An 11,696-nucleotide genomic window follows, 5' to 3' on the forward strand; every position below is an offset into this window, starting at 1 on the left:
AATTCGTTATAAAACGAGGATTCAGACAGTTTATCGACTACGACAAACCTCCCTCTCAGCCCTCTAAAAATGTAGCTTTTAGCCTTATAACAAAATAATAGTTACAAAGAGCTGGCCGGAATAAACAACTCTTTTTCACGTTGAATAAACGAGTATGACCCAAATACAGGCTTCCCTTCTAGCTTGCGACGTAACATGTCTAGCGCAACAGTAGCAACGACCTTTCTCATATCGCCTCGTTCATATTTTCGCTTCAGCGTAACAACCTGGCCCCACTCACCGTCAAGGGTAGACATCGCGATAGCAACACGATTGTTTTCTAGCTTACCAGTAGACAGACCTATGCGACTATTGGTTTTATCTTTGATAGAAGCCGCTAATGCCAGCGCTGATGCCAACGCTTCCTGTTCCACATCCCTTAAGTCTACATTCGCCGTTAGTATCCAGGATTGCTTTACGCTTTTCTCTAACAACTCGTTGCTTGTCATCCAACTGGTTAAGTAACCTCCGGTTGATATTTCTGAAATTGAAACTGACTGACCACCTTCAACCAGAGCTGCTCCCAAATTATCGAGTAGCGGTTCATCCACACTGACGACATTTTCTCCCAAATGCCCATATACCATCTTAAGAATTTGAAGTCTTTGCTCATCATTATCCGACGGTCCAAAGAGCTTAACTTCAATGAAAGGCAGTGAAGAACGATAGCCAAAACCATAACCGTCAGGAAGCGCTAACTTATCGAGTAGATCCGAAATGCCAGACTCGGAAAGACCAAAGGTGTACATTCTCGTGACTTCAAGTGAAGTCAGTGAATTGTGGGTCTGTTTAATCTCCGGAATAATCTGCGTTTCTACCATTTGCTTGAACTCCCTGGGAACTCCAGGAGTAAAGTAAAAGGTAGCGCGATTAATGGACATCTTGAATCCACATGCAGTCCCAATCGGATTATCAACAATAGATGAAGATTTGGGTAGTATCGCTTGTTTGATATTACTTTCTGGCATTTTTCTACCAGATTTTTGATACATACCTTGCAGGCGTTCTAGCCACTCTTGAAATAACATCAACTCATCTTCCGCAGCTTCTGCAGCCGCTTCTGCGGTAAGATCATCAGATGTTGGCCCCAACCCACCATTCACGATAACAAGATCAAAATTTAAGCTCAGATTAATAAATTCATTCACCAATGCGTTTTTTTGATCTCCAACCGTAGAACGCTTGGATAGAGGCAACCCTTCATCAAAGAACTTTCGCGACAACCAACTCGCATTGGTATCAACGATATCCCCATAGAGTACTTCTTCACCTGTACTCAGCATCGCTATTTTAATCATTCTCTTGCCTTATCAATATAAAGGTCACATAAAGCTAAATTACTGACTCAACCCTAGATTGTCGAGTTATCTTTAGAGTTTGCTCAGAAAGATTGCACTATTCTTAAAAAAACTAAACAGATAGGTTTCCATATGCCTGATATTGGCCGATAATCTTAAGTAAATTTTAATTGAATCAGCCCGTTAGTTCAGGGAGATCAAAGTGATAAAGCGTTCTATCGCGACAGGGCTATGCCTTGTTTCAACGTCAGCATACAGCTCAGATTTATATCAAGGTCAACATATAGAGTTTTCCTATACCTATAACTGCCAGAATAGTATTTCAGATTTAGGCGGATTGGGTACAAACCAATGCAGCAATCAAGTCGACCACTACTCCCAATCTAATCATCTTTCTTTCGATGCTAAGGAGTTGAACGAACCAGAAGAAGAACTGCCTCTTTACCTTACAGTACAAGACGGAAAAGATTGGGATTACCTGAAAGAACAAACATACACCATTCTTGGATTAAGCGTGGCAACGGTTGGCTTTATGACACTGCTGCCTGAGAGCATTACAAAGTGGGATGAAGATGACCGGGACTTAAGCAAGTTAGGCAGAAAGTGGAAAGATAATGTTTCAGCAGGCCCTGTATGGGATAAAGATGAGCATGTTCTCAATTACGTCATGCACCCGTATTTCGGTGGTGTTTACTATACCGCAGCAAGACACTCAGGATTTAACGAGTTTGAATCTTTCGTCTACTCCTGGACCATGTCTACTTTTTTCTGGGAATATGGTGTAGAAGCATTTGCAGAAGTTCCTTCATATCAGGATTTGTTCATTACACCATTCTTCGGTGCTCTTGTTGGTGAACTCATGTTTGAAGCAGAACAGGATATCGTGGCTAACGGTGGAACAGTCATGGAATCCGAAACCCTCGGAAATGTTTCACTCTTCTTCTTAAATCCGGTTGGCCATATACATTATTGGATAACTGATGCATGGGGAGATGAAACAGAGTTCAATCTCACAACGACGCCATGGTTTGGCAATCAGGAAGCCGCAAATTACGCGTTGGATGCTGGCGCAGCATACGATTATCAATTTGTGGGATTGAATCTTAGCTTAAAGTTTTAAGCTTCTTGCTCCCCTTTTCTTAAAGGGGAGAGCCTGTAAACACTTTTCACTAATTTTGAGTTCCAGATACCATTCTTCGTAGCAAGTTTTGCACTCGTTTTGTAAAAATTGACAACTGTCATACTTTTCAGATGGTTAGCTTCTACACTTAGAGTAGGACTTAAACGCACATACTATTAAAAGCTAATCAGACTATTAAGTGCTTACCCAATTAGGGAGGGTGAATATGAACAGTACTTTTATTGTTAACTTTGTCGGTAAGGCATCCCCATCTACAATCAAACAGCTCGCAGCTACGACGCACGAGAATGGCGGTAAGTGGTTAATCAGTAAAGTTAACTTTATAGAAAATCAGGTTGCGGCTGTTATTAAAATCGAACTACCAAGCGCAAATGAAGAAACAGTAAAAGCAGCTTTTCGAACTGTACCCGATCTGTTAGTACAGTTTGTAGAATCTGACAGTACCTCCCACAATAAGGACGAAATTTTTCAATTAAGGCTGGATTCAAATGACAGAGCTGGCATTGTGAACGAGATAACTCAGGTTCTTGATGGGCAGGATATTCATATCTTAGATATGGACTGTCAGCGCGTATTTATTGCGGGTGGTGGTGGTATAAGCAATAGCCTATTTACCGCTAATATGGCGATACGTTTACCGGAAGCACTTAATATTGACGATGTGACGAAAGAACTGGAATCTCTCAGCGAAGACACTCGAGTTATTCTCACCAATGAAGAAGCGATTAACTAACTCCCGGAGCTCAAACTATTGGAGAGCAAACTAGCTCTCCAATTCAATTACGCGAGATTATCAGCCCAAGCCTGAGCTGATTTATCTATGGCAGTAAAAGCCGCCAGGAAAGCGTGCTTACCTTGTCGATATGGATCATCGATATGTTCTAAACCTACCCACTTGCCAAATAAGTGTATTTTGTGACTGTCTGCCGGGTGATAATCACACAACGCTTCTTTCTGTCTAGGTTCCATAACAAGAATCAGATCGTGTTCATCAATGAGCTTTTGAGTAATTTGCTGAGCTTTATGGCCGCTAATATCAACACCAAACTCTGAAGCCACCTTAATAGCTAATGAATCTGCTTTTTTACCACTTAACCGATTCATCTTTGTTGCTAAACCAGCTGAAGCAACTTCGAAGTTTGGCAGTAGCTTTCTAAGCTTTTCTTCTCCATATGGAGAGCGACAGATGTTACCTGTACATACTACTAAAATGCTTCTCGACACGAACGTTCCTAACTATCCACTGTTTAAAAAACTATTGCTAAGTACACTAACACGAATACTTCTGTTAATTAACCGCCCACTGTGAAAGAGAGCGTTTAAAGTCGTCATAGCCAAACTCATTTAACTTCTGAACCTCGCCGTTTAAACGCTCACAATAAATAGAAGGCATCTTAAGGCCATTAAACCAGTTGAGCTTAACCATAGTGTAACCAGCGCTATCCATAACGTGTAATCTCTGGCCTATCGTTAACGGTTGTTCAAATTTGGCCACACAGAATTGGTCACCAGCAAGACACGAGCATGAACCTATAACATACTCATACTTTCCACTTTCTGATGCTTCTAATATAGAAGCAGGTTCGTCATAGATTAATGTATCGAGTCGATGAGCTTCTGTCGCTGAGTCTACGATCGCGGTTGTCATACCGTTTTCTACAATATCAACAACGGTAACGACTAAGTCTGTAGTTTTAGTGATGATGGCTTCACCGGGCTCCAGATAAAGCTGTACACGGTGTTTCTCTGAGAATGCTTTGAGTGCCATTCCCAACTTCTCAATGTCATAACCTGGCCACGTGAAGAATACACCTCCCCCAAGACTTACCCACTCTAGTTTGTTCAAGTATTCACCGAACTGCTCAGAGATTGAATCCAGCAGTGTAATAAACGCATCAACATCTTTGTTTTCACAGTTCATATGGAACATTGCACCATTGATGCTTTCAAATACGTCTGGGTTTATATGGTCTGCCTGAACACCGAGTCTTGAAAATTTACGCGCAGGGTTAGCTAAGTCTTGCCCAGCATAGCTCACTCCTGGGTTAATTCGAAGCCCGATAGAAGCTTTGCCCTCTACAAGATGACTATAAGCTGCCAACTGTGATTGCGAGTTGAAAATCATTTTGTCACATATATCTTCAACTTCTTTAACATCGTCTTCGCTGTAACCCACACTGTAAGCATGAGTCTCGCCCCCGAAGGTTTCGTATCCAAGTTTTACTTCGTATGGACCACTACTGGTTGTGCCATCAAGATATGGTTTAATGATGTCGAACACACCCCAAGTGGAGAAACATTTGAGAGCCAAGACCAGTTTCACACCTGACACTTCTTTTAGGTGTCTGGCTATTTCCAAGTTCCTAATTAGCTTTTCTTCGTTGATCAGGAAATAAGGGGTTTTTAGGTTTTGAGTGTTTGTTTTGTTAATCATTTTCAGCTCTGATAGGCATTCCCACGCAGAGCGTGGGAACGAGAGGGATCCTGTGTTTCCGCGCGAAACGAGGAAACGAGTAAGACATTTGCTACTTCAGCACCTTAATATTCGGTTGTCCTACTTCCAGCTCTTGTACGTGCCAATCCAGACCAATCTCTGGCATAGTTTCCAAGAACGGGTCCGGGTCTAGTTGTTCCATATTGAACACACCAGCTTCTGCCCATTTACCACGGAAGTATTGAAGAGCCGCAGTAATTGCTGGAACACCTGTGGTATAGGAAATGGCCTGATGCTCTACATCTTCATATGCAACTTCGTGATCCGCATTGTTGTAGATAAACACACTACGCTCTTTGCCATCTTTCTTACCCTGAACCCAAGTACCGATACAGGTTTTACCTGTATAACCCGGAGCCAAAGAAGTTGGGTCTGGCAGTAGTGCTTTAAGGACGTGCAAAGGCTGAACGACCGTACCGTCATGCAAAGTCAGTGGCTCTGGGCTTAACAGGCCGATATCACGCATGCAGTTAAAGTAGTTCAGGTATTTGTCACCAAAGCCCATCCAGAACTCGATACGTTTGGCTGGGATAAACTCCTGCATAGAACGTACTTCGTCGTGCGCCATAGAGTATACTTTGTGTTTACCAACTAACGGGAAATCAAACTCGAACATACGTGAATGGCATGGTACTTGTTTCCAATCACCCTCTTCCCAGTAGAAAGAGTCCCCTTGAATCTCAAGCATGTTGGTTTCTGGATCAAAGTTTGTCGCAAACTTTTTACCGTGATCCCCAGCATTAACATCCATTACATCGATAGTATCAATCTCATCAAACAGATGCTTAACCGCATAAGCGGCAAAAACGCTAACTACGCCTGGATCAAAACCTGCACCCAGAATGCCTGTGATGCCAGCCTCTTTAAACTTGTCGCGGAATCCCCATTGCCAATCGTATGCTTGAGGTACTTGCTGCCCTTCTGAACACAAGTCAACAGCCACTGACGTATCAAGGTAAGAAACTTTCGCCTGCAAACACGCTTCCATAATGGTGATGTTTACCCATGGAGGACCTGCATTAATAACTAAATCCGGTTTCACTTCTTTAATCAGGGCAACCAAAGCGTCCACATCGTCAGCGTTTACTTCTCGTGCTTCGAGCTTTTTTGATGGAACTTTCAGGTTATTTTTGTTTCGGATTGACTCTAGAATCTTTTCGCACTTGCTGATTGTGCGAGAAGCCAGAGTGATATCACCTAACACATCATTGTTCTGTGCCGCTTTGTGAGCAACAACCCAGCCAACACCACCAGCGCCAATTTGTAATACAGACATAGAATATTCCTTATGCTTGTTGCGCCAGCTCTTGTGCTAGCGAATCAATTTTGTTCAATAAGTTTTCAAAGTCCGACAGAGTCAGACAAGGATTCAAAATAGTAAATTTCAGTGCGGAGTTACCATCGACCGTGGTTTCACCAAGAACAGCAATACCACGAGTGAGTGCATCTAAACGAACTTTTTGGTTTAACGCATCCAGATCGCCGACTTTTTCTAGTTTCACTCTGAATAACACCGTTGAAAGAGATGGGTTTGCCAACAACTCAAAACTTGGATGTTCGCTTACTAGTCCTGCGACTTGCTGAGTTTGTTCAAGTAAGTGGTCGTACATATCACCAAGCACTTTAGGTCCGACATTTTGCATCGTCATAAAGACTTTCAAAGCGTCAAATCGTTTGGTCGTCGCAATAGACTTATCTACCAGATTCGGCAACTCATCATGCTCACGATTTAGGTAATCCGCATGGTGCAGCAAGTACTTAAAGTTCGCTTTATCTTTAATGAGCACAGCGCCACAACTGATGGTCTGATAAAAGAGCTTGTGGAAATCAACGCTTACTGAGCTGGCTCGTTCGATACCTTTTAAGCGTTTTTTTGCGCTACTGAGGATAAGCGCACCACCGTAAGCACCATCGACATGGAGCCAAAGCTGCTTTTGCTCTGCAATATCTGCCAGTGAATCGATATCATCAATCGCACCGTGATCGGTCGTACCTGCTGTCGCAACCAATGCAAATGGGATTAACCCTTGCTGTTTTGCTTTCTCTATCGTTGACTTAAGCGCATCGATTTTCATTCTGCCATCTTCATGAGTATCGACACACAGCACCGCACGCTCACCGAGCCCCATAATCGACGCCGTTTTTTGGACGGTGAAGTGAGACTTATCGGAGCAGATAATTCTAAGTTTAGACCAGTAATCTGGCAGACCATCTTTCTGTATTGAATGACCATCGATCTTGTCAGCAATCCAATCGCGAGCTAATAGCAAACCCATCTGGTTGGATTGAGTGCCACCACTGGTAAAGATACCATCAGAACGCTCACCAAGCTGATAAACGCCACATAACCAATCAACCACCCTCTGCTCGACATAAGTTGCGGCAGAAGCTTGATCCCAGGAATCCATTGACTGGTTGAGAACGGCAATTATCGCTTCCGCGACGATCGCCGGCATTAGAGGAGGTGTATGCAGGTGAGCAATACAGTCTGGGTACTGAGTAATAATTGAGTTCTTTGCGACAAGTCCTGTAGCTGTGTTAACAACGGCCTTCAGGTCCTGATTACCGCTATCAAGATCAATGGCAGTAATTGTTTGCTCCAGCGTAGAAGGAACCATACCTGAGTATGGTTTATTGATATCTTCAAACAGTGCCTTTAGGCTCGCATTAGTATGCGTCATTACCTGCACATACTCATCTGCACCATTTTCACCCGTGTGGATAAAATGCTTTTTCCAGTTTTCGTTGTTCGTTGACATCAGTTCTTACCACCTGAAACAACGATTGCCTCTTCTAGCGTGCGCAAAGCAAAATCAATCTGCTCCAGAGAAATAATCAGAGGTGGCAGAAAACGAATAACCGCGCCTTCACGGCCACCTTTTTCAACTATCAAACCACGTTCAAGGGCTGCACGCTGGATGTTTAACGTCAGTTCAGAGTCTGCCTCAGGCTCACCAAAACGGTTGGTTTCACCTGTTGGCTTTTTGATTTCAACACCTAACATCAAACCTTTTCCGCGAACTTCCGCAATGCAATCCACACGCTCCTGAATCTTTTCCAGGCCCATACGCAGATAATTGCCTGCGATATTGGCGTGTTCTACCAGGTTATCACGCTCAATGATTTCTAATGCTTTTGCACCCGAAACCATTGCCAACTGGTTGCCACGGAAAGTGCCCGTGTGTTCCCCTGCTTTCCAAGTATCAACACCTTTATTAAATACAAGCAGAGACATTGGCATACCGCCGCCGATGGCTTTTGAAAGACAAAGAATATCCGGTGTTATACCCGACTCTTCGAATGCAAAGTTAAAGCCTGTTTTACCGACACCACACTGAATTTCATCAAAGATAAGCAGGATGCCGTGTTCATTACAGATACGACGCAACTCTCTTAGCCAGAATGCTGGAGCTGGAATTACTCCGCCCTCGCCTTGAACGGGCTCTACGATGATCGCGGCTGGTTTCATGATTCCCGCTTCATCGTCATGTAGAAGACGCTCTATATAGCGAATGCTCTGCTGAGCCCCTTCATCACCACCCATACCAAACGGACAACGCAAGTTATAAGGAAAAGGCATAAAGTGAACATCTGACATCAAGCCAGTGCGGCGAGCTTTTGTGTTCAGGTTGCCCATCATGCCCATGGTACCGTTGGTCATGCCATGGTATGCGCCACGGAAAGCAAACATGGTGTTACGCCCTGTAGTTTGCTTAGCCAACTTGATTGCAGCTTCTACAGCATCAGCACCGGATGGGCCACAAAACTGAATTGCAGAGTTTTGAGCAAATTCTTCAGGCAGGAATGATTTCACCTGCTTGATATAGCGATCTTTTACTTCTGTCGTAATATCTAGGGTCTGATAAGGAAGCCCTGAATCTAGCTGCTCTTTTAGTGCCTGATTAATCTCGGGATGGTTGTAACCAAGGGCGAGTGTACCCGCACCTGCCAGACAGTCCAAAAATAGTTGACCTCTGGTATCTTCTACCAGTGCTCCGTATGCACGTTTTATAGCAAGCGGCAGACGACGCGGATAAGAGCGAACTTCCGATTCATGTTCTTGTTGATCGACCAATAACTGATCCAAAGATAGATCGTAAACATCGTTTAATTCTGGGATTTCGATGCCGAATGGATTGATAGTTTTATCAGTTTCTAGTTCTAAAACTGTGCTCATGTTGTGACCTTAAAATGCAAGTAACGGCAAATCTGTATTCAATTTCTATATGAAAAGAATCAGTAAAACACCTATATTCAGATAGCCAGAAGGCAAATATAGGAAAAGGATTAGCGTACGCTAATAAAAAGGATTTTTAGCAGATCAAGGTTCAGTGATAACACTGCAATTAGGAAGAGCTAAGCTGATTTTGAAATGTGAATGAGTTGAAAACAATGTTGGGTTTCCTTATCAAAGTATCCCGTCTACTAAACACCTATAACATTTAGTACCTACCCTACGAAAAGTCACCAGCCTTAAGGACTTTTCGCGTATCCCCCAGAGCTGAGCCCGAGATTGCGCGCGAGTTTACCCAAAAACGTGAACTCTGGCAAATAATTTCAGTTCTCAGTTAATCAATCAATGTCTAACAGTTATAGAAGTCTTTGTACCAATGAATAAATTCAGCCACCCCCTCTTCAATTGTCACTTTTGCGGTGTAACCGGTAGCCTCAAACAAGTCTCGAGTATCGGCATAAGTTTGGTATACATCACCCGGCTGCATCTCACGAAAGTTTTTCTTAGCAACCATACCTAATTCTTTTTCAATGGCTTCTATAAAGTGCATCAAGTTGATTGGCGATCCATGTCCAATATTATAGATAGCATAAGGTGCCGAACTCCGGGATGGATTACCCGCCTCGACGGTCCAGTCGGTATTTCGCTGTGGAACAACATCTGCAATTCTCACTACACCTTCCACAATATCGTCAACATGAGTAAAGTCTCGCCACATATCCCCGTTGTTGTTTATATCTATTTGTTCGCCTTTAATTATCTTACTGGTAAAAATAAACGGAGCCATATCAGGCCTTCCCCAAGAGCCATATACGGTGAAAAACCTTACTCCGGTTGTGGGAATGTCATAGAGGTGTGAGTAGCTGTGCGACATCAACTCATTAGATTTTTTGGTCGCAGCATACAGAGATATAGGATGATCAACAGAGTCAGAGGTAGAAAATGGTGTCTTTGTATTCAGGCCGTAAACCGAACTCGACGAAGCGTAAACAAGGTGCTTCACTTTCTGCTGGCGACAACCTTCTAAAATATTGAGATGTCCAACCAAATTTGAGTCGGCATAAGCATGTGGATTTTCTAACGAATAACGAACCCCTGCTTGTGCAGCGAGGTGGATAACCCGGTCAAATTTTTCTTCCTTAAACAGCTCTTCGATGGCCGCTCTATCACTGATATCTATTGGACGAAAAGTAAAATTTGGGCATTCTACCCTCTTTAAACGCGCTTCTTTTAATCTAACGTCGTAGTAATCATTGAGATTGTCTATCCCAATAACTTCGTGTCCCTGAGCAGTGAGTTTATCTACTACTGCACTTCCAATAAATCCGGCCGCACCCGTTACTAAATATTTCATTCAACTTACCGTCTCATATCTTGCAGAACAAATTAAGCACTTCAGCTTTCGCCTTCTCGAAGCAACTGTTTGAGCCAACTCTTATCTAATAACTTATTGTGTTGACTCTCGTCTTCCTCTGGGTTTGATAATACCTTTCGCTTCTCTCTGATTAACCGGTCGAGGTGCTTAACCGTCAGGGTCTTCTTATGAATAACATCATCTAAAATCATTGTAACGTCAGTCAGTGTTCGTAATATCCTATCGTCATCCGGAACATATCCACTTTGCTGGTCGATAGCTCTTTCTTTAGTTACCGGTTTCGCGCTTCTTGATTGCAGGCCGCCCGATAATTCCGTCCCCATTTCTTCAATAACAGATTCTGCATGCGCAAGAGATATAGCATCAACATTTTCCATAAACGCAAAAAGGAAAAGCCTATCCATGAAAATATTAATTTTTCGCGGAATACCCCCCGTATATTCCGCTACCTTCTTAAATACTTTTGCTTCAATTGCAGGATGCTCTGACCAACCGACCTGGCTCAACCGATGAGTAATATAGTTCTCAGTATCTTCTTTGCTAAGAGGTTTCAGATGGCATGACGCAATGATTCGCTGCCTGAACTGCTCCATTTCTGGTAACTCTATAATTGGTTTCAATTCCTCTTGCCCTAAAAGAAAACTCTGAATTAATGGCCTATCATCAACTTGGAAATTAGATAGCATTCTTAACTCTTCGATGGTTTCCGCAGACAAATTTTGGGCTTCATCGATAATCAACAGCGCCCTTTTTCCTTGCCGATACAAACTCATTAGAAAGTTTCCAAGTCGCTTTAATATATCCGCTTTCCCAAGCCCTTCGACGTCTAAACCAAACTCCGCTGCGACTAACTGCACCAACTCTTCTGGCGAAAGTTTTGTTGTTGCGATTTGCGCGGCAAAAATAGATTCGTCTATGGAGGCGAGTAAGCTTCGCGCTATTGTCGTTTTTCCTGTACCAATCGGGCCAGTTACAACAATGAAGCCTTCTCCCAGCTCTAAACCATAACGCAAGTAAGATATCGCTTTCCCATGATGAGAGCTCTCAAAGAAAAACTGCGGATCAGGACTTAATCTGAACGGTTTACCCGAAAGCCCAAAATAAGTTTCATACAT

General features: G+C 43.0%; 8 protein-coding genes and 1 pseudogene. 2 read left to right on the top strand and 7 right to left on the bottom strand.

What is annotated here, in order from left to right:
* Positions 1–101 precede the first annotated feature (101 nt).
* The gene (locus tag SNR28_RS19005) at positions 102–1,337 is read right to left on the bottom strand and encodes a CinA family nicotinamide mononucleotide deamidase-related protein (protein WP_375750114.1); all 1,236 of its coding nucleotides are present in this window, start codon (positions 1,335–1,337) and stop codon (positions 102–104) included.
* Between the two features lie 202 nt (positions 1,338–1,539).
* Here SNR28_RS19005 and SNR28_RS19010 point away from each other — a divergent pair, with 202 nt between their 5' ends.
* Together SNR28_RS19010 and SNR28_RS19015 are read left to right on the top strand one after the other, a co-directional pair.
* Positions 1,540–2,457 carry a DUF3943 domain-containing protein gene (locus SNR28_RS19010; RefSeq protein WP_375750115.1) on the top strand — a complete coding sequence of 306 codons (918 nt, stop codon included), beginning with the start codon at positions 1,540–1,542 and terminating at the stop codon, positions 2,455–2,457.
* A 226-nt stretch (positions 2,458–2,683) separates the two neighbouring features.
* Positions 2,684–3,211: a glycine cleavage system protein R gene (locus tag SNR28_RS19015; protein ID WP_375750116.1), complete on the top strand. Its 528-nt coding sequence runs from the start codon at positions 2,684–2,686 to the stop codon at positions 3,209–3,211.
* A gap of 47 nt (positions 3,212–3,258) precedes the next feature.
* Here SNR28_RS19015 and SNR28_RS19020 read toward each other — a convergent pair whose 3' ends face one another.
* From SNR28_RS19020 to SNR28_RS19045, 6 genes and pseudogenes are all read right to left on the bottom strand, one after another.
* Positions 3,259–3,702 (bottom strand): low molecular weight protein-tyrosine-phosphatase, encoded by a 444-nt coding sequence (locus SNR28_RS19020; protein ID WP_375750117.1) that lies wholly within the window; start codon positions 3,700–3,702, stop codon positions 3,259–3,261.
* 64 nt (positions 3,703–3,766) lie between these two features.
* On the bottom strand, positions 3,767–4,912 hold the full coding sequence (nspC, locus tag SNR28_RS19025; protein WP_375750118.1) for a carboxynorspermidine decarboxylase: 1,146 nt from the start codon (positions 4,910–4,912) through the stop codon (positions 3,767–3,769).
* Between the two features lie 91 nt (positions 4,913–5,003).
* A complete protein-coding gene (locus SNR28_RS19030; RefSeq protein ID WP_375750119.1) occupies positions 5,004–6,248 on the bottom strand; it encodes a carboxynorspermidine synthase in 1,245 nt (414 codons plus the stop codon).
* A 10-nt stretch (positions 6,249–6,258) separates the two neighbouring features.
* Positions 6,259–9,149: pseudogene (locus tag SNR28_RS19035) on the bottom strand (pyridoxal phosphate-dependent class III aminotransferase).
* Between the two features lie 406 nt (positions 9,150–9,555).
* Positions 9,556–10,560 carry an NAD-dependent epimerase gene (locus SNR28_RS19040; protein ID WP_375750120.1) on the bottom strand — a complete coding sequence of 335 codons (1,005 nt, stop codon included), beginning with the start codon at positions 10,558–10,560 and terminating at the stop codon, positions 9,556–9,558.
* Between the two features lie 41 nt (positions 10,561–10,601).
* Complete coding sequence (locus tag SNR28_RS19045; protein WP_375750121.1) at positions 10,602–11,696, bottom strand: XrtA/PEP-CTERM system-associated ATPase; 1,095 nt, start codon at positions 11,694–11,696, stop codon at positions 10,602–10,604.

Origin of the sequence: Vibrio iocasae (assembly GCF_042245395.1) — a bacterium.
Lineage (GTDB): Bacteria > Pseudomonadota > Gammaproteobacteria > Enterobacterales > Vibrionaceae > Vibrio > Vibrio iocasae.